Source organism: Paraburkholderia sp. J94 (assembly GCF_905220285.1).
GTDB lineage: Bacteria > Pseudomonadota > Gammaproteobacteria > Burkholderiales > Burkholderiaceae > Paraburkholderia > Paraburkholderia tropica_A.
On the sequence record NZ_CAJMZH010000007.1, the window covers coordinates 297,462 to 320,789 of the forward strand.

The 23,328-nt window shown below is 65.7% G+C and carries 22 protein-coding genes; 16 read left to right on the plus strand and 6 right to left on the minus strand.

Annotated elements, in window-relative coordinates; translation table 11 throughout:
- Nucleotides 1–118: 118 nt before the first annotated feature.
- Nucleotides 119–460 carry a hypothetical protein gene (locus U4Y88_RS17230; protein WP_321785276.1) on the minus strand — a complete coding sequence of 114 codons (342 nt, stop codon included), beginning with the start codon at nucleotides 458–460 and terminating at the stop codon, nucleotides 119–121.
- 92 nt (nucleotides 461–552) lie between these two features.
- Between U4Y88_RS17230 and U4Y88_RS17235 the strand changes: the two genes are divergently transcribed.
- From U4Y88_RS17235 to U4Y88_RS17260, 6 genes are all read left to right on the plus strand, one after another.
- Complete coding sequence (locus U4Y88_RS17235) at nucleotides 553–951, plus strand: response regulator (protein WP_224011418.1); 399 nt, start codon at nucleotides 553–555, stop codon at nucleotides 949–951.
- A gap of 642 nt (nucleotides 952–1,593) precedes the next feature.
- Nucleotides 1,594–2,964: an undecaprenyl-phosphate glucose phosphotransferase gene (locus tag U4Y88_RS17240; protein WP_224011417.1), complete on the plus strand. Its 1,371-nt coding sequence runs from the start codon at nucleotides 1,594–1,596 to the stop codon at nucleotides 2,962–2,964.
- A gap of 68 nt (nucleotides 2,965–3,032) precedes the next feature.
- Nucleotides 3,033–3,974: a dTDP-4-dehydrorhamnose reductase gene (gene rfbD / locus U4Y88_RS17245; protein ID WP_321785278.1), complete on the plus strand. Its 942-nt coding sequence runs from the start codon at nucleotides 3,033–3,035 to the stop codon at nucleotides 3,972–3,974.
- A 13-nt stretch (nucleotides 3,975–3,987) separates the two neighbouring features.
- A complete protein-coding gene (locus U4Y88_RS17250; protein ID WP_321785279.1) occupies nucleotides 3,988–4,152 on the plus strand; it encodes a hypothetical protein in 165 nt (54 codons plus the stop codon).
- Nucleotides 4,146–4,268: a hypothetical protein gene (locus U4Y88_RS17255; RefSeq protein ID WP_321785281.1), complete on the plus strand. Its 123-nt coding sequence runs from the start codon at nucleotides 4,146–4,148 to the stop codon at nucleotides 4,266–4,268. Before U4Y88_RS17250 ends, U4Y88_RS17255 begins: the two co-directional genes overlap by 7 nt.
- A complete protein-coding gene (locus U4Y88_RS17260; protein WP_321785283.1) occupies nucleotides 4,262–4,663 on the plus strand; it encodes a hypothetical protein in 402 nt (133 codons plus the stop codon). Before U4Y88_RS17255 ends, U4Y88_RS17260 begins: the two co-directional genes overlap by 7 nt.
- Here U4Y88_RS17260 and U4Y88_RS17265 read toward each other — a convergent pair.
- Nucleotides 4,624–5,994 (minus strand): UDP-glucose/GDP-mannose dehydrogenase family protein, encoded by a 1,371-nt coding sequence (locus U4Y88_RS17265; RefSeq protein ID WP_321785284.1) that lies wholly within the window; start codon nucleotides 5,992–5,994, stop codon nucleotides 4,624–4,626. The two genes, U4Y88_RS17260 and U4Y88_RS17265, sit on opposite strands and share 40 nt — an antisense overlap.
- Before the next feature lie 412 nt (nucleotides 5,995–6,406).
- Between U4Y88_RS17265 and galU the strand changes: the two genes are divergently transcribed.
- The 8 genes from galU (at nucleotide 6,407) to U4Y88_RS17305 (ending at nucleotide 14,591) form a co-directional block, all read left to right on the plus strand.
- A complete protein-coding gene (gene galU / locus U4Y88_RS17270) occupies nucleotides 6,407–7,291 on the plus strand; it encodes a UTP--glucose-1-phosphate uridylyltransferase GalU (protein WP_321785286.1) in 885 nt (294 codons plus the stop codon).
- Between the two features lie 60 nt (nucleotides 7,292–7,351).
- Entirely contained in the window at nucleotides 7,352–8,590 is a 1,239-nt protein-coding gene (locus U4Y88_RS17275; protein ID WP_321785288.1) for a hypothetical protein, read from the plus strand.
- 437 nt (nucleotides 8,591–9,027) lie between these two features.
- On the plus strand, nucleotides 9,028–9,471 hold the full coding sequence (locus U4Y88_RS17280; protein ID WP_224011412.1) for a (2Fe-2S)-binding protein: 444 nt from the start codon (nucleotides 9,028–9,030) through the stop codon (nucleotides 9,469–9,471).
- Entirely contained in the window at nucleotides 9,452–11,707 is a 2,256-nt protein-coding gene (locus U4Y88_RS17285; protein ID WP_321785290.1) for a xanthine dehydrogenase family protein molybdopterin-binding subunit, read from the plus strand. Before U4Y88_RS17280 ends, U4Y88_RS17285 begins: the two co-directional genes overlap by 20 nt.
- A gap of 34 nt (nucleotides 11,708–11,741) precedes the next feature.
- Nucleotides 11,742–12,083 (plus strand): c-type cytochrome, encoded by a 342-nt coding sequence (locus tag U4Y88_RS17290; protein WP_321785292.1) that lies wholly within the window; start codon nucleotides 11,742–11,744, stop codon nucleotides 12,081–12,083.
- A 91-nt stretch (nucleotides 12,084–12,174) separates the two neighbouring features.
- Complete coding sequence (locus U4Y88_RS17295; RefSeq protein WP_321785294.1) at nucleotides 12,175–13,248, plus strand: porin; 1,074 nt, start codon at nucleotides 12,175–12,177, stop codon at nucleotides 13,246–13,248.
- Nucleotides 13,249–13,343: 95 nt separating this feature from the next.
- Nucleotides 13,344–14,330, plus strand: a complete 987-nt coding sequence (locus tag U4Y88_RS17300) for an AraC family transcriptional regulator (RefSeq protein WP_224011408.1) — start codon at nucleotides 13,344–13,346, stop codon at nucleotides 14,328–14,330.
- Nucleotides 14,331–14,441: 111 nt separating this feature from the next.
- Nucleotides 14,442–14,591 carry a hypothetical protein gene (locus tag U4Y88_RS17305; protein WP_321785295.1) on the plus strand — a complete coding sequence of 50 codons (150 nt, stop codon included), beginning with the start codon at nucleotides 14,442–14,444 and terminating at the stop codon, nucleotides 14,589–14,591.
- Between the two features lie 7 nt (nucleotides 14,592–14,598).
- Here U4Y88_RS17305 and U4Y88_RS17310 read toward each other — a convergent pair whose 3' ends face one another.
- Nucleotides 14,599–15,762 carry a linear amide C-N hydrolase gene (locus tag U4Y88_RS17310; RefSeq protein ID WP_321785297.1) on the minus strand — a complete coding sequence of 388 codons (1,164 nt, stop codon included), beginning with the start codon at nucleotides 15,760–15,762 and terminating at the stop codon, nucleotides 14,599–14,601.
- A 374-nt stretch (nucleotides 15,763–16,136) separates the two neighbouring features.
- Between U4Y88_RS17310 and U4Y88_RS17315 the strand changes: the two genes are divergently transcribed.
- On the plus strand, nucleotides 16,137–17,237 hold the full coding sequence (locus tag U4Y88_RS17315) for a tartrate dehydrogenase (protein ID WP_321785299.1): 1,101 nt from the start codon (nucleotides 16,137–16,139) through the stop codon (nucleotides 17,235–17,237).
- 138 nt (nucleotides 17,238–17,375) lie between these two features.
- Nucleotides 17,376–18,683 carry an MFS transporter gene (locus U4Y88_RS17320; protein ID WP_321785301.1) on the plus strand — a complete coding sequence of 436 codons (1,308 nt, stop codon included), beginning with the start codon at nucleotides 17,376–17,378 and terminating at the stop codon, nucleotides 18,681–18,683.
- 77 nt (nucleotides 18,684–18,760) lie between these two features.
- Here U4Y88_RS17320 and U4Y88_RS17325 read toward each other — a convergent pair whose 3' ends face one another.
- From U4Y88_RS17325 to U4Y88_RS17335, 3 genes are read right to left on the minus strand one after another with little or no spacing between them, the layout of a single operon-like run.
- The gene (locus U4Y88_RS17325; protein ID WP_321785303.1) at nucleotides 18,761–19,369 is read right to left on the minus strand and encodes a DUF2894 domain-containing protein; all 609 of its coding nucleotides are present in this window, start codon (nucleotides 19,367–19,369) and stop codon (nucleotides 18,761–18,763) included.
- Entirely contained in the window at nucleotides 19,362–20,018 is a 657-nt protein-coding gene (locus U4Y88_RS17330) for an OmpA family protein (RefSeq protein WP_310630849.1), read from the minus strand. The genes U4Y88_RS17325 and U4Y88_RS17330 overlap by 8 nt, the downstream gene beginning before the upstream one ends.
- A complete protein-coding gene (locus U4Y88_RS17335) occupies nucleotides 20,015–23,326 on the minus strand; it encodes a DUF802 domain-containing protein (protein ID WP_321785305.1) in 3,312 nt (1,103 codons plus the stop codon). The genes U4Y88_RS17330 and U4Y88_RS17335 overlap by 4 nt, the downstream gene beginning before the upstream one ends.
- Between the last annotated feature and the right edge of the window lie 2 nt (nucleotides 23,327–23,328).

The following is a 23,328-nucleotide window of genomic DNA, read 5'->3' on the forward strand; positions in this document are numbered from 1 at the left end:
AGCCCGCTTGACGCGCGGCGATGCGCGTGCTGCTGCATGCCCGCTGACGATCCGGGGCGTACGGTGGCGGTGTGCGTGATGACGAGTCGCACAACGATACAACGCGCTTGCCGCGCCGCTATACCGTGCGTCTCAATGGTGCATTGCGCGGTGCATCGCGCGGTACATCGTATTCAGGCACGCCATCTGCTATCAGGCGCGATTGAATGTGCATGCCGTTCGGCGGCGCGACGCCACTTTCAATGACGAAGGCGGTGATTGAAATGGTGCGTATTGCATAACATCGAGGATGAGCCGCCTTGCGTGAATCAATGAAACATTCGCGTGGGTTCATCCTCTGCATTATCGGCAGACGCGAGGGAAAGTTTAATCGTTTGGTGCGATGCCAGGATATCCACCAGGTATTAACCTTTTCTGACACTTTTTCTGAAAAGTTCGCGTAGACTTTTTGAAACGCCACCTTTTTGCTCGTTGCGCATCGTTATGCGGACGCTGGAATCGGGTGGTGCACAAACCCTGGTTATAGACGTGTCCGCACGTGTGCCAACTTACATGAAATTTGCCCTTCTGGAACCCGATCTCGCAGAGCTCGACCGCGTCCTCGAAAGTTGCGCGTTGTCCGGGCATGTCTGTTTCGGTGCATCGAACGACGAGGCGTTCCGAAGCCTGCTGGCCGAGGTTTCGGTGGACGTCTGCCTGATCGATTGGGTCGACCCGGACTGCTGCCGCTACGAGACTCTGGCGCGGCTCGCGCGGTCCGAGCCGGGCATGCCCGTGGTGCTTTGCGTGGCGCCCGGCACCCCGTACAGCGTGATCGATTCGGGGCTGAAACACGGTGCGAGCAGCAGCATCGAAAAACCGTTTCGCGCGATCGACTCACTCGCTACGCTGTGCTCCTGGGAAACAAACAGCTTTATTCCTTCTTACGTTTCCAGCAGCAGAATGATGTGATCTTTCGGCGATTCGGTAAAAATCGCCAGATCATCTCGCGCCATTCTTTTTTATCGACGTCAAATTACCGATTCGCCATCGGGAATGGCGTATTGCACGCTTTCTTTTATATTCTCGGCGATTCCCGCACGAACGTGCAGTTCAATCAAGCCATTCGCAGCATTCCGTTCCTTCCGTTTCCGCCATTTTCCCTGCCTTGTGCAGCGGCTGTGTATGGGCCTGTGTATTGGCCTGTGTATGGGCCTGTGTCAGCGCCTGTCTATCGCGCCATTCCGCGTCCGCCAATTCCATACCGCATGACGCCATTTTGACGGCTCGGCGATTCGCGCTCGCGCGGCGCGCCGTCCGATCGTTTCGATTCGCCGCTTCGACAGACCGCATGACCCGATACCGCCAACATCCTGGCCGGATCAGTCAGCGCGCAAGGACGCTGCGGGACGCGTGCCTATGATGCGTTGCAACGAGCGGGTGCTCGTACATCGCGGCGCTACCGAGGCCAGGGCGGCCAAGCCGGCCACGCCGGGCGACGTCCGCGATGATGCGATGCGCCAGACCATGGGCGCGCCGCTCGCCATTCAGGCACGCCAGCGAATCGATGGGCCGCGTGCCATCGCCGCTCAGCTCACGCACGGGAGTCGGACAATGCCAGGAATACAAGGACTGCTTGCGCGGCTGCTCGACGCCGCGCTCATCGGGTTGGGCGCGCTGCTGGCTTCGCAGATCCGCTATCAGGACGCCGTCGACAATCCGATGAACAGCGGGTTCATCGCCTTTGCGATCGCATTCGCGCTCGCCGCGTTTCCGGTGTTCGGACTCTATGAATCGTGGCGCGGCCGTTCGCTGCCCGTGCTGGTCGGCAAGACCTCGCTCGCCTGGATCGTGGTGCAGGTGTGCGGGCTCGTGCTGATGTTCTCGCTGCATCGGACCGATCTGGTGTCGCGCCTGTGGTTCGTCTACTGGACGGCCATCTCGGGCGGCGCGCTGATCGCCGCGCGTCTCGTCGTGCATGGCGTGATGCGCCGCGTGCGCCATGCGGGCATGAATCTGCGCGATGTGGCGATCGTCGGACACGGCGAACGCGGCCGCGAACTCGTGAACAAGGTTCAGGTGTCGCCCGCAAGCGGCTTTCGCGTGACCGCGATGTTCGATCCCGCCGCCATGGAGCGGCGCGATGCGAACGGCGAGAGCGAATTCGAGCGCTTCGTCGCGCGCGTGCGCGGCAATAAGGTGCGCGAGATCTGGCTGGCGTTGGCGTTGTCGGAGAGTCAGACGATTCAGCGTTTCGTGCGCGAATTCCGCAATGAGCTGATCAACATCCGTTTCATTCCCGATATGCAGAGCGTCGCGCTGTTCGACGGCGGCATGACCGATCTGATCGGCGAACCGGCGATCAATCTGATTGCGTCGCCGCTGCCGCCGCATGCGATGGTGAAGAAGGACATTTTCGACCGCTTGTTCGCGGCCGCCGCGCTGCTCGCGCTCTCGCCGCTGTTGCTGGCAATTGCCGTTGCGGTGAAGCTCTCGTCGCGCGGGCCGGTGTTCTTCCGCCAATTCCGCAAGGGCGCCGACGGTCACGCGTTCCGCATCTACAAGTTCCGCACCATGCGCGTGCATGCAGAGCAGACGGGCGTCGTCACGCAGGCGACGCGCGGCGATCCGCGCATCACGCGCGTCGGCGCTTTCCTGCGGCGCACGAGTCTCGACGAACTGCCGCAATTCATCAACGTGCTGCGCGGCGAAATGTCGGTGGTCGGACCGCGCCCGCATGCGCTCGAACACGACGAGTTCTATCAGGACGTGGTGACCGACTATATCCATCGCTATCGCATCAAGCCGGGCATTACCGGCTGGGCCCAGGTGAATGGTTATCGCGGCGAAACCGATCGCATCGAGAAGATGGAAAAGCGCGTGGAGCACGATCTTTATTACCTGCGCAACTGGTCGTTCGCGCTCGACATGCGCATCGTGATGGCGACCGTGGTGAAAGGGCTCGTCAATAGCAACGCGTATTGAACGCATAGTGAACGCGCTTGAACGCGATTTGAATGCGCTCAATCGAAAACCGATCGGGAGATGAACAGATGAGCAGCAGTCTCGGTGCGCAACACGGACGCGCGACTCCGCTGATTTTGCTGACCGGCCGCAACGGTCAGGTCGGCCACGAACTGATGCGCGCGCTCCAGGGGCTGGGCCGCGTGGTCGCGCCGGAGCGCCTCGGCCTCGATCTCGCCGATCCCGATTCGATCGTGCAGGTCATGCGCGATCTGCGTCCGCAAGTGGTGATCAACGCAGCCGCGTATACGGCTGTGGAGCGCGCGGAAACCGAGCGCGAATTCGCTTATCGCATCAACGCTGAAGCGCCGCATGTGATGGCGATCGAAGCGAAACGCGCGGGCGCGTTGCTGATTCATTATTCGACCGATTACGTGTTCGACGGCACCAAGACCGCGCCCTATGTCGAGAACGACACCGCGCGTCCGCTGAGCGTCTACGGCTTTTCGAAGCTGGCGGGCGAGCGCGCGATTGCGAACGTGGGCGGCCGCCATCTGATTCTGCGTACGAGCTGGGTTTATGGCCTGCGCGGCAAAAACTTCCTGCGCACGATTCTGCGGCTGGCGCAGGAGCGCGAGTCGTTCGACGTTGTGGCAGACCAGTTCGGCGCGCCGACATGGAGCGCGACGATTGCCGCGCAGACCGCGCATATCGTCGCGCAAAGTCTCGCGGCCGACGATCGCGGCGCGTGGTGGGACGAGCGCTCGGGCCTCTATCACCTGACGGCGTCGGGCTGCGCATCGTGGCACGACTTCGCCTCGACCATCGTCGAGGCGGTGGGCAGTGCGGCGGACGTGCGGCCGATCGACAGCGGCGCATGGCCGACGGCCGTGCAACGTCCCGCGAATTCCGCGCTCGATTGCAGCAAGCTCTGGCGCACCTTCGGTCTGCGCGCGCCGGAATGGGACGCCGCGCTGCGCTGCTGTCTCGACGGCGTCGCGCTGCCCCAGGTCGTGGCTGCCGCGACTTGATCGACACAATGGCGTGACCGACAACGCACGGCTGCCGCGCAACTTCGCTGCGATGATGAGCGGCCTGTGCATGACTCGCCCGCTGCTCGCGCGACGCGGGCCGCAGCCCTTCGACGAACGGTTGCGCCTCTATGGCGTGGATACGGTTTCGCGTGGGGCAGCGATCGTCTCGTGCTGACCGCGTTCGACGCGCCGCGCGTGCTCTACGGCAGGAAGTTCCGCGTGCGCGCGCAAGGCGGCGGGCGCTGGCCGCTTGAAGACCGCGACGGCACACGCTCGCGCACGGCGTGGTGAATCAGCGCGTGACGGTGCCGACCGACATTGCTCCCGAGCCCGGCTTCATCGAGATCTGCGAATTGCGCGGGCGTGCGGGTGCGTCGTTCACGCTCGTCGAGTCCTCGCTGGCCGCCGCGCCACGTGCGCACGCGCAGATGATCGGCGCTGCCTTCGCGTCGCCGCTCGCGAAATCGCGACTGCAAACGGCCGCGCAGCGCAAGCAGAGCCGCGCGCAACTTTCGAGCGATCCGTATATGGCGCTGGTCGAGCAGAGTTCGCTGGACAGCTATCTGCGCGATATCGGCGTCGATAAACACCGCGCAAAAAAAGAGGCGGCGCGGCCAGCCGGCCACGCCGCCTCAAAGCCGCACGCTCAAGTCGCGGCGCTGGCCGTATCGCGTCCGATCGTGTAGTAGGTCCAGCCGTGCGCGCGCATGACCGGCGGCTCGTAGAGATTGCGGCCGTCGAACACCACGGGCTGGCTCAGCGCGGCCTTCATCTGCTCGAAATCGGGGCTGCGGAACTCCTTCCACTCGGTCAGGATCACGAGCGCCTCGGCATGCTGGAGCGCGGCGTCGCGCTCGCGGCAGAAACGCACGTGCTCGAACTCGTCGGGCGTGAGATCCTCCGCGAGCGTGCGGCGCGCTTCGTCGAGCGCCACCGGGTCGTAGACGTTCACCGACGCGCCCGCACGAATCAGATCGGCGATCAGCACGCGGCTCGTCGCGGCGCGCATGTCGTCGGTGTTCGGCTTGAACGCGAGGCCCCAGATCGCGAAGCGGCGCTGCGCGAGCTGGCCGTCGAAGTGACGATGAATCTTGTCGAACAGCACGCTTTTCTGACGCTCGTTCACGCGTTCGACGGCGGCGAGCACATCGAGCTGCATGTCGTATTCGTTGGCAGTCCGCATCAAGGCGTGGACGTCCTTCGGAAAGCACGAGCCGCCATAACCGCAGCCGGCATAAAGGAAGCTATAGCCGATACGCGGGTCCGAACCGATGCCGCGACGCACCTGCTCGATATCGGCGCCGACGCGATCGGCGAGATTCGCCAGTTCGTTCACGAACGAAATGCGCGTGGCGAGCATGGCGTTGGCGGCGTACTTGGTGAACTCGGCGGAACGCACGTCCATATGCAGCGTGCGCTGATGGTTGCGGTTGAAGGGCGCGTAAAGCTGCTCGACGAGGCTCTTTGCGCGCAGGCCCTCAACGTCCGGCTCATAGCCGATCACGATGCGGTCGGGGCGCATGAAGTCCTCGACCGCCGCGCCTTCCTTGAGGAACTCGGGATTCGAAACCACCGCGAATTCGGCTTGCGCGCCGCGCCCCGCGAGTTCCTCGGCCACGACCGCGCGCACCTTGTCGGCGGTGCCGACCGGCACGGTCGACTTGTCGATGATGACCTTGAACGCCGTCATGTGGCGGCCGATGTTGCGCGCGGCTTCGAGCACGTATTGCAGATCGGCGGAACCGTCTTCGTCGGGCGGCGTGCCGACGGCGATGAACTGGATGTCGCCGTGTGCGACCGACGCGGCGATATCGGTCGAGAAACGCAGGCGTCCTGCTTCGCGATTGCGCGCGATGATCTCCGCGAGACCCGGCTCGTAGATGGGGACGGCGCCGCCGTTCAGCAGGTCGATCTTGCCGGCGTCGACATCGAGGCAGAGGACCTGGTTGCCGAGTTCGGCAAGGCAGGCGCCAGTGACGAGCCCGACATACCCGGTTCCAACGATAGTGACTTTCATGGCTCTGGATGATTGATTCAAGCGAGGTGGTTCGGGAAACGATGGCGATGCGTTGCGACGTAGCTTCGCCATGGGCCGATTGCATCTTTGGCGCGCGAGCGTGTCATCGGCGCAAGCTGGCGTGATCGGCCAGGATGTTTTCCGTTTTCGACATCGCCCGCATGTTTCGTCTGGTTGCTTTGCCTGAATGCTTTTTATGGTTTCGTAGGAGTGATCGCACGCGGTTTATCAAGCACTCGTCGCTTCTCCCACACCCCTAACCCCCCGCCTTTGTGGATTGAGTAGCCAAAACCGGGGCGTTTTCCGCCGCGCGCCCATGCAGGGCCGCGTGCTCGCCTAGTCTGTATGCACAGCCACCAGGAACGTGAGCGACGTGCTCGCGCCTAATCACCTTACGAACGCGAACTTACCCATGCTGAAGGTCACCAAGGCAGTGTTTCCCGTTGCAGGTCTCGGAACCCGCTTTCTTCCCGCGACGAAGGCCAGCCCGAAGGAAATGCTGCCCGTCGTCGACAAGCCGCTGATCCAGTACGCCGTGGAAGAGGCGATGGCCGCGGGCATCACGGAGATGATCTTCGTGACGGGGCGCAGCAAGCGCGCGATCGAGGATCACTTCGACAAATCGTATGAAGTCGAGGCCGAACTCGAAGCGCGCGGCAAAGCCAAGCTGCTCGAACTCGTTCGCAGCATCAAGCCGAGTCACGTGGACTGCTTCTACGTGCGCCAGCCCGAAGCGCTCGGCCTCGGCCACGCGGTGCTGTGCGCGGAAAAACTCGTGGGCGACAACCCGTTCGCCGTGATGCTCGCCGACGATCTGCTCTACGGCCAGCCGCCCGTGATGCGTCAGATGATCGACGTGTTCGATCACTATCACAGCTCGGTGATCGGCGTGGAGGAGATTCCGCCGGAGGACACGAAGTCGTACGGCATCGTCGATGGCCGCGAATGGGGCGAGTCGATCATCAAGATCTCGGGCATCGTCGAAAAGCCCGCGCCCGAAGTCGCGCCGACGAATCTCGGCGTGGTGGGACGCTACGTGCTGAAGCCGCGCGTGTTCGCGCATCTGCGTGCGCTCAAGCCGGGCGCGGGCGGCGAATTGCAGCTCACCGATGCGATCGAGGCGCTGCTCGCCGACGAGCAGGTGCTGGCCTACAAGTATCGCGGCACGCGTTTCGATTGCGGCAGCAAGATCGGCTATCTGAAGGCGACGGTCGAATTCGCGCTGCGTCACCCGGAAGTGGCGGGCGAATTCGGTCAGTACCTCGCGACGCTGCCCGGCATCGCGCAGGCGGCCTGAAGCGCGCGAGAAGCCATAAAAAACGAGGCAGCCGCACGGCGCAGCCCACGCCGCTCAATCATGAATCACGACTCGATGTCCGAGACCACGCCTATTCTTTTTGTTGAACCCGTCGCGCGTGGCTTCCGGCTCAACGTGCTCGCCAGCGCGATCTCCGCGGTGCGCGAGCGCTCGCGCCGGCCCATTTTCATCGTGACGCGCGAGGACTTCGCCTGCAGCGAACTCGCGCGTCGCATCGCGCCGAGCTGGACCGACGTGCGCTTCGTGGCGTCGCGCCTGAATTTCGATGGCGCGAACACGAGCGTGCTCGGCGAGGACGCCGCGCAAGCCTTGCTCGATGCGGCCGAAGACGTGTTGCCGCCCGCATGGTCGGAGCAGCAGGGCGATCTCGTCCTGCTCGGCGCCGACGATTATCTCGACGCGCTCGCCATCCGCCTCGACGAAAGCGGCGGGCGTTTCGCCCACACGCGGCGCTTCGTGTTCCTCTACAACAGCGACGATTTCGTGGCGGGCGAGTTGAACGGCACCGCATCGCCGCAACTCGGCCAGGACGCCATCGAGGCGATCGACGCGATGGACGCCACGCTGCTCTCGTTCAACGAGCGGCTGCGCGGCGAGCGCATCGGCCGGCGCGCGGTGAAGGTGCTGCCCGATCCGTGGCATGGCCAGTTCGCGCCCGCGCAGCGCAAGCTCGCGCGCGACGCGTTCAAGGTGGGCGAGGACGGCTTGCTCGTGACCGTCGATGTCGACGTGCTGCTCGATATGGGTGACCTGTCGTGGGCGCCGCTCGTCGCGCGGCTGATGGAGTTGCCGGGCGTGCGTTTCGCCTTGCAGGGCAACGTGTGGGCGCTGCGCAATTCGCCGCTGCGCGAATTGATCGCGCGGCTCGGCGATCGGCTCGTCTATGCGGGCATGGTGCGCGACGCGGAGCATAACGCGAAGCTCATCGCCGCGACGGATTTGCTGCTGAGCCGGCGGCGCGATGGGCGCAACCGCTCGCGTATCGATGCACGCAACGATTCAAGCAACGATTCAAGCAACGATTCAAGCAACGATTCAAGCAACGGCGCAACCAACATCGCGCATGCGAGCATCGCGCGGCGTGTGCGCGCCGAGTCGCTGGGCGCCGCGTTTGACCGCGACGTGATGCGTTGGCTCGTCGACAGCGTCGACGACCTGTTATCGATTTCCGGTGTCGGCATGGCGGTGATGCGCAGCGAACTCGATCGCATCGCGCATGAACGGCTGATGCGCACCTTTGGCTTGCAATTGCGCGCGGCGCTGCGCCACGCGCATTGAAGTTTCGTGATGAACGTTTGAGCTGAAGCGTGCGTTCAGCACGATTGGTCCCGGGAAGGTCCCCCGCCTTTCCGATTTACCCGCCGCTTTCGCAAGGAGCCGGCGGGCTTTTTTTTGCGCGTTCGATTGCCGGTCGGAAAGCGTGTTCGGGATTCAAAAATCCCAATCGCATTCCATATATGAAACGCACAATCGAATGTGAATCACAATTCGAGTGCACGGGTCTGCACTGAAAGGCGGAATTCCGCACCGATAAAGGCTTTACGGGAAAACCTGTAGATCGCCGCCGATAGAAATCACACCCAATCAAAAGAGACGATCGGCAACTTTTTTGAGCCGTCGCGCCATTGCCGGTGATTTTGTCCACCCCAAGAATTTCACACGTCGCCGAAGGCTTTTGAAAGCCGGATCACAGGCGACTTCTGGGGAGACAGCGCATGCAATTCATCTTGAACGGACAGCCCTTCGATTTCGACGGCGATCCGCAAACGCCCTTGCTCTGGGTGATCCGCGAAAACGCGGCGCTCACGGGCACCAAATACGGTTGCGGCATCGGCGCGTGCGGTGCGTGCACGGTGCATCTCGAAGGCGAGGCGACGCGCTCGTGCGTGCTGCCCGTTTCCGCCGTCGAAGGCCGAAGCATCACCACCATCGAAGGACTCGCGCCGGGCGTCTCGCATCCCGTGCAGCAGGCGTGGATCAAGCAGGACGTGCCGCAATGCGGCTACTGCCAGTCGGGCATGGTGATGGCCGTGGCCGCGCTGCTCAAGCAGCATCCGCATCCGAGCGATGCGCAGATCGATCAGGGCGTGACCAACCTGTGCCGCTGCGCGACCTATCACCGTATCCGCGAGGCCGTGCATGTTGCCGCCAACCTCTGAGCCTCTCGACGCACGCGCGCCGCAACGCGACAGCCGCCGCGCGTTTCTCAAGACCGGTCTCGCCATCGCGGGCTCGCTGGTGCTGCCGCTCGCGTTCGGCGAGCAGGTGCAGGCCGCTGAAGACGGCGCGCGTTTTCGCGAGATCAACGACTGGGTGCGCGTCGATCCCGACGGCCGCACGATCATCGGGCTCTCGCAGGCGGAAGTCGGGCAGGGCGTCTATACGGGCCTGCCGCAACTGCTCGCCGACGAAATGGACGCCGACTGGCGGCAAGTCAGCGTCGAGTTCGTCACGGGCCGCGACGCCTATCGCATCGCGGCGGCGAATGAACATCCGCAGCAGTTCGTGGGCGCATCGATGTCGGTGACGATGTTCCAGCAGCGTCTGCGCATCGCGGGCGCGCAGGCGCGCGAGGCGTTTCTCGCGGCGGGCGCGCGGCGGCTGAACGTGCGGCCCACGCAATGCGTGACGAAGACGGGCCGCGTGATTCATCCGCAGACGGGGCGCTCGATCGCTTATGGCGACCTGCTCGCGGACGCCGCGAAATTGCCGCTGAATCCGCAGCCGCGCCTGAAGGCCGAGTCGGCGCGCACGCTGATCGGCCAGTCGCTGCACAAGCTCGACGTGCCCGCGAAAGTGAGCGGCGCGGCGGTGTTCGGCATCGACGTGAAGGTGCCCGGCATGCTCGCGGGCGCCGTGAAAATGGCGCCCACGCTGAACGGCAAGCCGCTGGCCGTGCGCAATCGCGAGGCGGTGCGCGCGATGGCGGGCGTGGTCGAGATCGTGCAGGCGAAGGACGCGGTGATCGTGGTCGCCGACACGTACTGGCAGGCCAAAACGGCAAGCGATGCTCTCGACGTGCAATGGGATGAAAGCGCGGAAAACAGCGGTAAAAACAGCGGTAAAAGCAGCCTCGCGCCCGCAGACAGCGCGACGATACTCGCGCAGCGCAAGGCCGCGTTGATGTCGACGCAAGCGGTGGCGGCCACGCGCATCGGCGACGCGCCCGCGCAATTCGCGGCCGCTGGCGAGATGCACGGCGCGTCACGTATCGTCGAAGCCGACTATCACACGCCCTATATCGTCCACGCGACGATGGAGCCGGTGAACGCCACCGTGCACGTGCGCGAGCACGAGATCGAAGTGTGGGGGCCGATCCAGGGGCAGGACAAGGTGCGCTGGGCGCTCGGCGGACTCTTCAAGCTGCTGCCCGAAAAAGTGATCGTGAACACCACGTTTCTCGGCGGCAGTTTCGGCCGCAAATACGTGCCCGATTTCGTGATTCATGCGGCGGTGGCGTCGAAGGCCGTGGGGCGTCCGGTCAAGGTGATCCGCTCGCGCGAGGACGATATCCGCCACGGTTTCTATCGCCCCGGCGTGTCGGCGCGCATGCGTGCCGTGCTCGACGCGCAGGGCTATCCGCGCGCGCTGCATCTGCGCGTGGTGGGGCAATCGCTTTACTGGTCGATCAAGCGCGATTACTTCGAAAAGGCCGGCGGCTGGGACGAGACCATGCTCGACGGTCTCTACGATCTCGGCTATGCGGTGCCGGATCTGCTCGTCGATTCGGTGAACGTCGATCAGGCGATTCCCGTGAGCTTCATGCGCAGCGTGGGCAGCACGTCGAGCATTTTCTTCCTCGAAAGTTTCGTGAACGAACTCGCGCACGCGGCGCGCATCGATCCGCTCGTTTATCGGCGCACGCTGTTGCGCGGCGATCCGCTTGCGCTGCGCGTGCTCGATCGCACGGCTGCGCGCGCGAACTGGTCGCGCAAGCCCGCGCCGGGTCTCTATCGCGGGCTCGCCTATAGCCTCTACACGGGGCGCGGCGGCGCGTTCACGACCTACGTGGCGCTCGTGGCCGAATTGCGCATGGTCGACGGCAAGGCGAAGCTCGAACGCATGGTGTGCGGCATCGACTGCGGCCAGCCGATCAATCCGATGCTGATTCGCGAGATGGTCGAAGGCGGTATCGGCTTCGCGCTGACCAACACGTTCAAGAGCGAAATCACCTTCAAGGACGGCGCGGTGGTGCAGCAGAATTTCGCCGATTACCCGCTGCTCTATCTCTCGCAGATGCCAAAGATCGAAGTCGAGATCGTCGATAGCGATCGCACGCCGCAAGGCTGCGGCGAGGTGGCCTTGCCGCCCGTTGCGCCCGCCGTGGCCGCCGCGCTGTTCGAGGCGACGGGCACGCGTTTGCGCACGATGCCGCTCGAACAGGAATTGGTCTGATCCCCTTTTTATTTCCCCACAAACCCGAAAAACAATGATCCGTATTCCTGAATGTATGGCTGCCGCCGTGGCGGCGCTGGTCGTAACGGCCGCTCACGCCGATCCCGCCATCGACGTCGCGCACGCACGCCAGATCGCCACGCAGCACGCGTGCTTCGGCTGCCATGCCGTCGACAAGAAGCTCGTCGGTCCCGCGTATCGCGACGTGGCCGCGCGCTATTCGGGCAAGCCCGGCGCGGCGGCGACGCTGGTCGCGCATATCCAGAACGGCAGCACCGGCAACTGGGGTGCAGTGCCGATGCCGCCCAATGCGATCAGCGCGGGCGACGCGCAGATCGTCGCGCAATGGATTCTGGCGGGCAGCAAGTCGAACTGATTTTCCCGCACGCAGCAAGCCGGGTCGTTCACGCGGCCCGGAGTTCCCCGCAATAAATAAGTATGGCTAATTAAACGGTTCGGAGAGTGTCATGAAAAAAGTGGTGGCGGCAGTGTGTCTCGCGGGCGCCTCGGCGCTCGCGTGGGGGCAAAGCAGCGTCTCGCTGTACGGGATCGTCGATACGGGCATCGAGTTTTATAACAACGCGGCGAAAGGCGGGTCGTTCGTCGGCATGCCCACGCTCACGGGCGAGGTGCCGTCGCGCTTCGGTCTGCGAGGGCAGGAAGAGCTCGGCGGCGGCTACAAGGCGTTCTTCGTGCTCGAAAACGGCTTCGCGGCCAATAGCGGCGCGCTCAATTACGGCGGACGTCTGTTCGGGCGTCAGGCGAATCTCGGCATCAGCAGCGACTACGGCGCGATCACGCTGGGCCGCCAGATGAACATGTCGATGTACGTGCTGCTCAACGCCGACGTGATCGGCCCGTCGATCCATTCGATGGCGAGCTTCGACAGCTATCTGCCGAACGCACGCAGCGACAACGCCGTGGGTTACCTCGGCAAATTTCACGGCGTGACGGTGGGCGGCACCTATAGCTTCGGGCGCGACGCGGCGGGTCCGGCGGGACCGTCGGCAACGAACTGCGGCGGGCAGCTGGCCGGCGACGCCGTGGCGTGCCGCCAATACACGATGATGCTCGCCTACGACAACGCGTGGGGCGGCGCGGCGGCTTCGTATGACGTGATGTACGGCGGCCCCGGCGCGACGTCGCCGCTCGTGAGCAGCGACGATACCGACAAGCGCGTGATCGTCGACGGCTACGTGAAGTTCGGTTCGGGCAAGATCGGCGGCGGCTGGATCCGGCGCAACACGGCAGCGGCGGCGCACGCGCAGTCGGACCTGTTTTTCCTCGGCGCGACTTACTACGTGCGGCCCACGCTCGCGTTCGACGCCCAGGCGTTGCGCTACATTCTGCGCGAGCAATCGAGTTCGACGCTGCTGGTCGCGCGCGCGAATTATTTCATCTCGAAGCGCACGACGCTTTATGCTTCTCTGGGGTACATGCTGAACAGCGCGCTCGCGGCGAACGCAGTGGCCGCCGCCGGCACGGTGACGACCGGCGCGAATCAGTTCGGCGCGATGATGGGCGTGCAGCAGCGCTTCTAATTCGCCGCTCGGGGTGACGAGGCGGCGAGGCGGCGCGCGGCGCGGCGAGAATGCGGCCGCGCCGCGCGAAGGAAATAATCAAATCGGAGAGACAGATGGCGACAGACCTGTTGAGCGCCGCGCTGGCGGATCTGCGCGCCGACGCCGTGGTGACGGGCCATTTCTCGCTCACCGCGCCGTGGGCGTTCGTCAAGCCCGCGGTCGAGGGCGCGGTGTTCCGCACCGGGTTCGGCGAGCCGTACACCATCAGCGTGGAAGGCATGGAGCCGCTGCGCGTGGAGCCCGGCGATTTCGTGCTGCTGCCGCATGGTCACGAGCACGTGCTGGCGTCGGCGCCCGGCGTCGCGCCCGAGGCGTTCGACGATCTCGTCGCGCGCGCCGGCATCCGGCCGAGCTTCGACACGCCGTTGCGCCTGAACGCGGGCGGCGGCGGCACGGTCTGCGATCTCTACACGGGCATCGTGTTTTATCGCGAGGCCCTGCGCAATCCGCTCATTTCGGTGCTGCCGCCGCTGATACACGTGCGCAAGCACGACGCGGCGCTCGGCTCCTGGCTCGCCGACACGCTGATGGCGTTCATCCGCGAATCGATGGCGTGCCAGCCCGGCTGGGCGGTCGCGGCCGCGCGTCTCGCGGACGTGCTGTTCGTGCAGTTGCTGCGCGCGCATCTGGCGTCGGCGATCAGTCATACCGGCTGGCTGCGCGGGCTGATGGACCCGCAGATCGGCCGCGCGATTGCGCAATTGCATCGGCACCCGGAGCGCGACTGGACCGTCGAATCGCTCGCGGCGACGGCGGGCATGTCGCGCTCGCGCTTTAGCGCGCGCTTCGTCGAACTGGTCGAGGAGACGCCCATCGGTCATCTGACCGCGTATCGCATGTACGTGGCGAGCGGCGCGCTGCGCGACTCGCGGCGGCGGCTCATCGAGATCGCGACCAGCGTGGGCTATGCGTCGGAAAAGGCCTTTATCCGCGCGTTCCGGCGCTGGTCGGGAATGGCGCCCAAACAGTACGCGCGCAATCAGCGCAATCAACGCGATGCGGCGGACGCGGCGGCTGTGGCGGTCGCGTCGCGAACCTGATACGGCGGCTCGCATAGATAATCTGGATAACGAAGTATTGCGCGCGAGCGCGCGCTGACTCGAAACGGGCCGCGCGGTGTGGCTCGTGACGGCGTCGCGCACGTGCGCACCATGCCCGACGATACCGTGGAGGCGATGGTGCTCGACGCGCGCAGCGCCGTGACCGCCGCGAACAACGGCGTGCGCGTGCCGGAGACGATACGCATCGAGGCCGCGAAAACGCGCGAGGCCGCGAGCGAAGGCGCACACGTGTGCGCCTGAATCAAGCTTAAGGCGCGGGCGCAGGCATGAACGTGAACGACGGCGTGGCGACGAATTTATCGGCGGTCTCGCCCGAGAACATCTGCCCGGAATCGATCGTGAGCTTCATCACCGGCGCGCCGGGTTTCAGGTCGAGCTTGCGCAGCGAAACCCAGAACGTGTCGGGGCGCGTGGCCGAATCGAAGTAATAGACGAGATCGGTCTGATCGGCCACCGTGCGCCAGATCGTCGAGGAAAGATTGGGCGTTTCGGGCGTGCGGATGCCGAGCGGCACGCTCACCGAACGCATCACGCTCATCACGCTCGCGACCTGCTGGTACGCGCCGTTCTGCTGCGGCACGCCCGCCATGTAGTTTGGATCGGGGCTCTTGGGAATCGCGTCGAGCAGGAACGAGGCGCGCACGAAGCGGTCGGCGGCGCGGTTCGTGCCCGGCAGGAAACTCAGTCCGCCAATGCCTTTCCAGTACGTGTCGAGCGCGAGCTGTTCGCTGTAGATCGGCGAATTCGTCATGATCTTGTAGGCCTTGCCGTGATGGATCACGAGCTTGCCGTCGAGATATTCGAGGATCGCCGAGTCGCCGCCTGCGTCGGAGAGCGAGAGGTGGATCGAGATCGGTTTGCCGTTGGGCAGCGGCGGCGCGATGATCTGGAACGGCTCCTTGGCGAGCGCCTCGACGGCTTCGTTCACGCTCGCGTAGCGGTCGAGCACGTATTGCGCCCACAGGCTGATCGCCATCGGCGGGCGGCCCGAGTCCGGCTTGCCGTAATCGGTTTCCGCGAGATAGAGCGCGTTGGCGACGAGGCCGCGCTCGTTCATGCCGTCCACGCTGCCGATGTCGTAGCCCGATACCACCACGCTGCCGTATTTCGAACGCCAGCGCGGCGACTTCGGGCCTGCCTCGCCGGTGCGCTCGATGCCCGCCGGAAACACCCAGAGATTCGAGCGCATGTCCTCCGACCAGTCCATCGAGCGGCCCGTGATGACGAGCCCGCTGTCGCCGACGTAGAGCGCGCGCGTGCAGGCTTCGGCGAGCGGCGAGAGCGCGAAGGCCGTGCAGGCGAGCGCGGCGGCGGCAGCGAGCGCGGCGACGGGATGCAGGGCGCGAGGCTTGAGGCGCGGCCTGGCGCTGGACGAAGGCGAAGCGATAAGGCGTGAAGTGAAACGGGACATGATGGCGCGCTCCAGAAGCGTGACGTACCCGGGCAGAAGCAGAACGAAAGCAGCACGAAAGCCGTACGGATGCTGGGGAAAACGCCTGGATCATGCCACGCAAAGGACATCGCGCGCGTCGTGCGTGCGCAGGCGCGAGGCGCGTCATGCCGTTGCGCGAGCACCGTTGCCCGGCTGATCGGCGTCGATCGCGCATTGATTACGCGTTGATCGCGCATTGATCGCGCATCGCGGCCCGATCCGCAGCGCGATTCGCGACCCGATCCGCATCTGTGAATCGAAGTTAAAGATGCTTTGAGTTTGGAGGCGGTTGCAAAGCGCCAGCGTGTGTAGAGTCGTTTCCACACTATTCGAATCACGCGGAGACGCACACCATGAAGACGTATCGCATCGCAACCATTCCCGGCGACGGCATTGGCAAGGAGGTCGTGCCCGCGGGCAAGCAGGTGCTGGAGGCGCTCGCGCGCACGCATCGCGGCCACGCAGGCGAAGGCGCCTTCGCCTTCGAGTTCGAGGATTTCGACTGGGGCGCCGATTATTACCGCGCCCACGGCGTGATGATGCCCGCCGACGGCCTCGACCACATCCGCGACAAGGACGCCATTCTGTTCGGCTCGGCGGGCGACCCCGACGTGCCCGATCACATCACGCTCTGGGGGCTGCGCCTGAAGATCTGCCAGGGCTTCGACCAGTACGCGAACGTGCGCCCGACGCGCATCCTGCCCGGCATCGACGCGCCGCTCAAGCGCTGCGGCCCCGACGATCTGAACTGGGTGATCGTGCGCGAAAACTCCGAGGGCGAATACGCGGGCGTGGGCGGACGCGTGCATCAGGGCCATCCGATCGAGGCGGCCACCGACGTGTCGATCCTCACGCGCGCGGGCGTCGAGCGCATCATGCGCTTCGCGTTCCGGCTCGCGCAGTCGCGTCCGCGCAAGCTGCTCACGGTGATCACCAAGAGCAACGCGCAGCGCCACGCGATGGTGATGTGGGACGAGATCGCGCATCAGATCGCCGCCGAATTCCCGGACGTGAAGTGGGACAAGGAACTCGTCGATGCCGCCACGGCGCGCATGGTCAATCGCCCGGCGACGCTCGACACCATCGTCGCCACCAATCTGCACGCCGATATTCTGAGCGACCTCGCCGCCGCGCTCGCGGGCAGCCTCGGCATCGCGCCGACCGGCAATATCGATCCCGAGCGGCGCTATCCGTCGATGTTCGAGCCGATTCACGGTTCGGCCTTCGACATCATGGGCAAGGGCCTCGCGAATCCGGTCGGCACATTCTGGTCGGTCGTGATGCTGCTCGAACATCTGGGCGAGCAGGCGGCCGCGCAACAGGTCATGCATGCGATCGAACAGGTGACCGCCGATCCCGCGCTGCATACCGGCGATTTGGGCGGCAAGGCCACCACGAAGCAGGTGACCGACGCCGTATGCGCACTGATCGAAAAGGTGGCGGTGGCGGCGTGAAATAACGCCCATTCAGCGCTTGAATTCAGCGCTCAAATTCAGCGCCTGACGGCGCGCGCCCATTAAACAGATCACACGCGCGCGCCGATTCAAAAAACGCGGTGCATCACACGCGCCGCGCCTCCAAGGAGGAGACACATGCAACGCGATCTCGAAGCACGCGTGTCGAGCAAACTCATGTGGCGCATCATTCCGTTCGTGATGCTGCTGTATTTCGTGAGCTTTCTCGATCGCGTCAACGTGGGTTTTGCCGCGATGTCGATGAACAAGGCCATCGGCCTGTCGTCGGCGGCGTTCGGTCTGGGCGGCGGTCTGTTCTTCGTCGGCTACTTTCTGTTCGAGGTGCCGTCCAATCTCATCCTGCACCGCGTGGGCGCGCGCATCTGGATCGCGCGCGTGATGGTGACGTGGGGCATCGTGAGCGCCGCCTCGGCACTCGTTAGCGGTCCTGCGAGTTTTTACACGCTGCGCTTCCTGCTCGGCGTGGCGGAAGCGGGCTTCTTTCCCGGCATCATCCTGTATCTGAGCCAGTGGTTCCCGACGCGTCAGCGCGCCGTGGCCGCCGCATGGTTCATGGCCGCCGCGCCTATTTCGACGGCGATCGGTTCGCCGCTCTCGGGCGCGATCATGCAGCTCAAGCCGATGTTCGGTCTCGCGGACTGGCAGATGCTCTACGTGCTCGAAGCGCTGCCGGCGGTCGTGCTCGGCTTCGCGGTGCTGCGTTTCCTGACCGATGCGCCCGCGAAGGCCGCGTGGCTCGACGCCGACGAAAAGGCCTGGCTCATCCGCAAGCTCGACGACGAGGCGAGCGCGCGCCACGCGCAGCACGGCCACACCGGCGCGCTGGCGGCGCTCGCGAATCCGCGCGTGCTCGCGCTGGCGCTGATTTACTTCGGCACCTCGGCGGGGCTCTATACGCTCGGCATCTGGGCGCCGCTGATCGTGCGCCAGTTCGGCTACAGCCCGCTCGAAACCGGTCTGCTCACGGGCATTCCGAGCGTGGCCGCCGTGGTGGCGATGGTGTGGTGGGCGCGCCATTCGGATCGCAAGCAGGAGCGCACGTGGCATGTGGTGCTGCCGTGTCTGCTCGCCTGCGTGGGCTTCGTGCTGGCGGCGGGCGCGAACGGCACGGTCGCGATCGTGGCGGCGCTGGTGCTGGCGAACGTGGGCATCAGCGCGGCCAAGGCGCCGCTCTGGGCGATGCCGAGCGCGTTCCTCTCCGGCGCGGGCGCGGCGGCGGGTATCGCGATGATCAATTCACTCGGCAATCTGGGCGGTTTCGTCGGGCCTTCGGTGATTGGCTGGCTCAAGCAGAGCACGGGCAGTTACGGCGCGGGGCTCTACGTGGTGGCGGGCACGCTGGCGGTGTCGGCAGCGGTCACGCTGCTGCTCGGACGTAAGGCGCGCGCGGAATCCTTGCGGCATTCGGTTCAGAGTCCGAACTAATTTTCGCGGATGATTGATGAAGCATGAGCGAGGCGGGGCGTGTTGTGAGACACGCCCCGCCTCGTGTTTTCTTGTGCTTATTTCGCGCGGCTGCGCGTGGTTTTCTTCGCGGCGCTCGCGCGCGGCGCTTCCTTCGCGGCCGGCGCCGCGCCGCCGTTGAGGTCTTCGATCCACGACAGCGCGTCGGCATACGCGAGGAACTGGCGCAGATAGCCGGGCGACAGTTCGCGCATCAGCAGCAGCGCGCGATGCACGAGGCTGCTCGAATTCAGCGGGCCCGCGTTCTTCGGCACCTGGTCGAGCGACTGCTGCACCTGCTGGTCCGCGCTGAGTTTCGACCAGACGTCGCGGAAATAATCGAGCAGGTCGGCGGGCGGGCCGTTGCGCGCGTCGCGAGACGCGTCGGCCGCGAGCGACGCCAACGCGCGCTGCGGATCCTGCGTGGCCACATCGTCGGCGCGCGCGTGCTGCGAGGCAGCCTGTTCGACCTTGGCCGCGTAGTCGGCGATCAGCGTATCGATGCGCGCGTCGAGCACGGTGCGAGCCGCGCCTTCATGGGCGCTCGCGCGTTTTTCGAGCGCGTCGATCAGCGCATAGCGCACGGTGTCGAGCCGGTCCGCGCCTTGCTCGCGCCACACGTCGAGCGTCGAGCGCGCGGACGCGACGATGGGCGTGCCGTCACTCATGAGCTTTCGCCGCGGGCGCGGCCGAGCTGGCCGGACGCGGCACGGCGGCGATTTCCACGCGCCGGTTCTTCGCGCGGCCCGCTTCGTCGGCGTTCGAGCTGACGGGCTGCTCGGAGCCGAACGCCGCCGCGAACACCGAACGCGCGGGCACGCCCGCGTCGATGAACGCACGCGTCACCGTCAAGGCGCGTTCGGCGGACAGTTCCCAGTTATCGGCGAAGCGGTGATTGCCCGCATGCACCTGCTGGTCGTCGGCGAAACCGCTGACCATCAGGATCTGGTCGCGGTCGCGCAGATACGCGGCGAGCGGCCCCGCGAGACTCTTGAGCAGTTCGCGGCCCTCGGGCTGCAATTGATCGGAGTTCAGCGCGAACAGCACATTGCCGCTGATGCCGATGCGCCCGTTCACGAGCGTCACGCGTCCGGCCGCGAGCGGCCCGGCGAGCGCCTGTTCGAGCGTCTTGCGGCGCTGCGTTTCGATCTGCCGCTGCTTGACCTCGCTGGCGAGCTTCGACGACGCTTCGAGCTGCATGCCGATCACGCCCACGAGGATCAGCACGAAGGCGCCCAGCAGCGCCGCCATCAAGTCGCCGAACGCGGCCCAGACCGGCGCGGTCGGCTCCGCGCCGCCGTCGATCTCGTCGTTCATGCGGCTTCAGCTCCTGCCTGAAGGCTCAGGCGCTGCAGGTTCTCGACGATCTGCTTCTGCGAGAGCAGGCTCAGATCGATCACTTCCTTCGCCTGCGCGACGTAGTAGGCGAGCTGGTCGTCGCTGCGCGCGAGCGACTTGTCGAGCGCGGTTTCGATGCGCTGGAGTTGCGTCGTCAGCTTGTCGTTCGATTCGCCGAAGTGCTGCACGGCCTGGCCGAACGCGTCGCCGAGGCTCGCCATTTCGACGGCGCTGCCCGTGACCTGGGCCGCCGCGCCTTCGAGCGTCTGCGCGCCGGTTTCGACCTGCTGGTCGAAGCGCGCGCCCACGCGTTCCATGAGGCCCGACGAGGTTTGCACGAGCGCGTCGATGGCGGTGCGCTGCTCGGTGCTCGCGTGGTTCACGGCGTCGAGCAGCGTGGTGACGGTGGCGAGCAGGCGGCCGCGCTCCTCGAGCATCGCGGTGTCCTGCACCATGCTCTCGGAGAGCTTCTGGCGCAGTTCGGCGACGACTTCGGCGGCCACGCGCGGCGCTTCCGACGCGGCTGCGACGAGGCGCGCGATTTCGGCGATGGTGCCGTTCGCATGCGCTTCGGTTTGCGTGGCGATGTCGGTGGCGGTCTGCGCGAGCGCGTCGCAGATCGCCTGCTGGCGTTCCGTGGCGTGCGTGCTCGCGCGCTCCCAGGCGGCGGCGTTCGCATCGACGAGACGCGCGATTTCGGCGAGCGTGCCGTTGGCGTGCGATTCGGTTTGCGTGGCGATATCGTTCGCGGTTTTCGCGAGCGCGTCGCAAATGAACTGCTGACGTTCGGCGGCTTGCGTGCTCGCCGCTTGCCACGCGTTCGCGTTCGCTTCAGCGGCACGTGCGATTTCGGCAATCGTTCCGCTTGCGTGCGATTCGGTTTGCGTGGCGATGTCGTTCGCGGTTTTGGCCAAAGCGTCGCAAATGAACTGCTGGCGTTCGGCGGCTTGCGTGCTCGCCGCTTGCCATGCGTTCGCGTTCGCTTCAGCGGCGCGTGCGATTTCGGCAATCGTGCCGCTTGCGTGCGATTCGGTTTGCGTAGCGATATCGTTCGCAGTTTTCGCGAGTGCGTCGCAAATGAACTGCTGACGTTCGGCGGCTTGCGTGCTCGCCGCTTGCCACGCGTTCGCGTTCGCTTCAGCGGCGCGTGCGATCTCGGCAATCGTGCCGCTTGCGTGCGATTCGGTTTGCGTGGCGATATCGTTCGCGGTTTTCGCCAAAGCGTCGCAAATGAATTGCTGACGTTCAGCGGCTTGCGTGCTCGCCGCTTGCCATGCGTTCGCATTCGCTTCAGCGGCGCGTGCGATTTCGGCAATCGTTCCGCTTGCGTGCGCTTCGGTTTGCGTAGCGATTTCGTTCGCGGTTTTCGCCAAAGCGTCGCAAATGAATTGCTGACGCTCAGCGGCTTGCGTGCTCGCCGCTTGCCATGCGTTCGCATTCGCTTCAGCGGCACGCGCGATTTCGGCAATCGTGCCGCTCGCATGCGCTTCGGTTTGCGTGGCGATATCGTTCGCGGTTTTCGCGAGCGCATCGCAAATGAACTGCTGACGCTCAGCCGCCTGCGTGCTCGCCGTCTGCCACGCCTGCGAAGCGGCCTGCGCCGTGCGCGTGATTTCGGCGATCGTGCTGTTGGTATGCGCCTCGGCGTGCGCGGCGATGTCGCCCGCGGTCTTCGCGAGCGCGTCGTACACGGCCTGCTGCTTGTCCGCCGCCTGCGTGCTCGCCGCTTGCCACGCAGCGGAAGCCGACTCGGCCGCGCGCGCGATTTCGGCGATGGCGCTGTTCGCGTGCGTGCCCGTTTGCGCGGCGATGGCGTTCGCGGTCTGTTCGAGCGTCGCGCAGATCGCTTGCTGATGCTGCGTCGCCTGCGCGCTGGCCGTCTGCCATTCGTCGCGCAGCGTCGCGCCCATCGCGCCGAGCGTGTCGGTCCACGCCGCGAGACGCGTCTCGTCGCGCGCGACCAGTTGGGTTTGCAGTTCGGCGTGCGCGTCGTTGACGGCGCGCAGCAGCGCCGCCGCGTGCTGTTCGAAGGTCGCCGCCGCCTGCGTGAGCGCCTGCTGGTTGTCGCCCGCGAGCTTTTCGCCCGCGCGTTCCTGACGCGCGAGCGCGTCGTGCCAGGCTTGCGAGACTTCAGCGTTCGCGCTCGCGTGACGCGTCGTCACGTCTTGCAGCAGGCTCGCCGAACGCGTCTCGAAGCTCGCGTTGAAGCGCTCCAGCGCGTCGTGCAGATCGCGCGCGAGCGTTTCGCCCGAGCGTCGCTGATCCGCGAGCGCGTCGGTCCAGATGCCGGCGACGCGCGCCGTGTTGGCTTCGAAGCCCGCCGTGAGGCCGTCGAGCTGGCGCTCGACCGCTTGCGTGAGCGTGCCGTGCAGCGCGGCGCTTTCGCGCGCGAGACCGGCCATCGTCGCTTCCACGACCGGCGCGAACGCCTGGCCCGCGGCGCGCGCGCTTTCGGCCGCGCTCGACTTCAGCGCTTCGCCAACCGACGCCGCGAGACGCGTGTAGGTCGCTTCGGCGCTGCCGAGGAAGGCCTGCTGGCTCGCGAGCTGACGCTCGCCCTGCGCGCTGCCCTGGCGTTCGATGGCCTGCATCATCGCGTCGAGGCGTTCGACGAGTGCGGGCATCGCTTCGGCCTGGCGCTGCATCAGCGCGAAATTGGCCTCGCGCTGATGCGCGTGCGAGAAGGGGCGCAGCGCGGTGGCGACCTGCGCGTCGAGGCGCTGGGCGGTTTCGATGCGCTCGCGTCGGCACAATGCGGAGAGCAGGCCGAGCATCGCCGAACTGGCCACGCCCGCGATCGAGGTGCCGAACGCGAAGCCGAGGCCGCGGATCGGCGCGGACAGCGCGGCGCGGATGGCGTCGAGATCGGTGGCGCCGTCGAGCGCCGCACCGGTGCCGCGCAGCGTGTTCACCATGCCGAGCAGCGTGCCGAGCATGCCGAGCAGCACCAGCATGCCGACCAGATAGGGCGTGAGCGACGGGCCGGGCAGCGCGGCGCGCTCGCCTTCGACGCGCGCGCGCACGGCGCTGCGCAGGCTCGGATGCAGCGTGTCGAGCCAGCCGCCGAGCGAGGCGGGCGGCTTCGCGAGACCGCTGACGGCCTGGGCGAGCGTCGCGGTGGCCTTGCGGTAGCGATGCAGTTCGAGCGCGCCGCCCACGTAGAAGGCGCCGATCAGCACGGTGACGGCGAGCGCGGGCGTGTTCGTGGCGGCGTAGCCGGCGGCGATCCAGCACACTGCGGCGAGACCGGCGAGGAAAACAACGAGATCGATTCGAAGTCTGGACATAG

Coding starts and splice junctions, on each gene's coding strand:
- U4Y88_RS17235 (WP_224011418.1), top strand. CDS start 553: ATGAAATTTGCCCTTCTGGAACCCGATCTCGCAGAGCTCGACCGCGTC.
- U4Y88_RS17240 (WP_224011417.1), top strand. CDS start 1,594: ATGCCAGGAATACAAGGACTGCTTGCGCGGCTGCTCGACGCCGCGCTC.
- rfbD (WP_321785278.1), top strand. CDS start 3,033: ATGAGCAGCAGTCTCGGTGCGCAACACGGACGCGCGACTCCGCTGATT.
- U4Y88_RS17265 (WP_321785284.1), bottom strand. CDS start 5,994: ATGAAAGTCACTATCGTTGGAACCGGGTATGTCGGGCTCGTCACTGGC.
- galU (WP_321785286.1), top strand. CDS start 6,407: ATGCTGAAGGTCACCAAGGCAGTGTTTCCCGTTGCAGGTCTCGGAACC.
- U4Y88_RS17275 (WP_321785288.1), top strand. CDS start 7,352: ATGAATCACGACTCGATGTCCGAGACCACGCCTATTCTTTTTGTTGAA.
- U4Y88_RS17280 (WP_224011412.1), top strand. CDS start 9,028: ATGCAATTCATCTTGAACGGACAGCCCTTCGATTTCGACGGCGATCCG.
- U4Y88_RS17285 (WP_321785290.1), top strand. CDS start 9,452: ATGTTGCCGCCAACCTCTGAGCCTCTCGACGCACGCGCGCCGCAACGC.
- U4Y88_RS17290 (WP_321785292.1), top strand. CDS start 11,742: ATGATCCGTATTCCTGAATGTATGGCTGCCGCCGTGGCGGCGCTGGTC.
- U4Y88_RS17295 (WP_321785294.1), top strand. CDS start 12,175: ATGAAAAAAGTGGTGGCGGCAGTGTGTCTCGCGGGCGCCTCGGCGCTC.
- U4Y88_RS17300 (WP_224011408.1), top strand. CDS start 13,344: ATGGCGACAGACCTGTTGAGCGCCGCGCTGGCGGATCTGCGCGCCGAC.
- U4Y88_RS17305 (WP_321785295.1), top strand. CDS start 14,442: ATGCCCGACGATACCGTGGAGGCGATGGTGCTCGACGCGCGCAGCGCC.
- U4Y88_RS17310 (WP_321785297.1), bottom strand. CDS start 15,762: ATGTCCCGTTTCACTTCACGCCTTATCGCTTCGCCTTCGTCCAGCGCC.
- U4Y88_RS17315 (WP_321785299.1), top strand. CDS start 16,137: ATGAAGACGTATCGCATCGCAACCATTCCCGGCGACGGCATTGGCAAG.
- U4Y88_RS17320 (WP_321785301.1), top strand. CDS start 17,376: ATGCAACGCGATCTCGAAGCACGCGTGTCGAGCAAACTCATGTGGCGC.
- U4Y88_RS17325 (WP_321785303.1), bottom strand. CDS start 19,369: ATGAGTGACGGCACGCCCATCGTCGCGTCCGCGCGCTCGACGCTCGAC.
- U4Y88_RS17330 (WP_310630849.1), bottom strand. CDS start 20,018: ATGAACGACGAGATCGACGGCGGCGCGGAGCCGACCGCGCCGGTCTGG.
- U4Y88_RS17335 (WP_321785305.1), bottom strand. CDS start 23,326: ATGTCCAGACTTCGAATCGATCTCGTTGTTTTCCTCGCCGGTCTCGCC.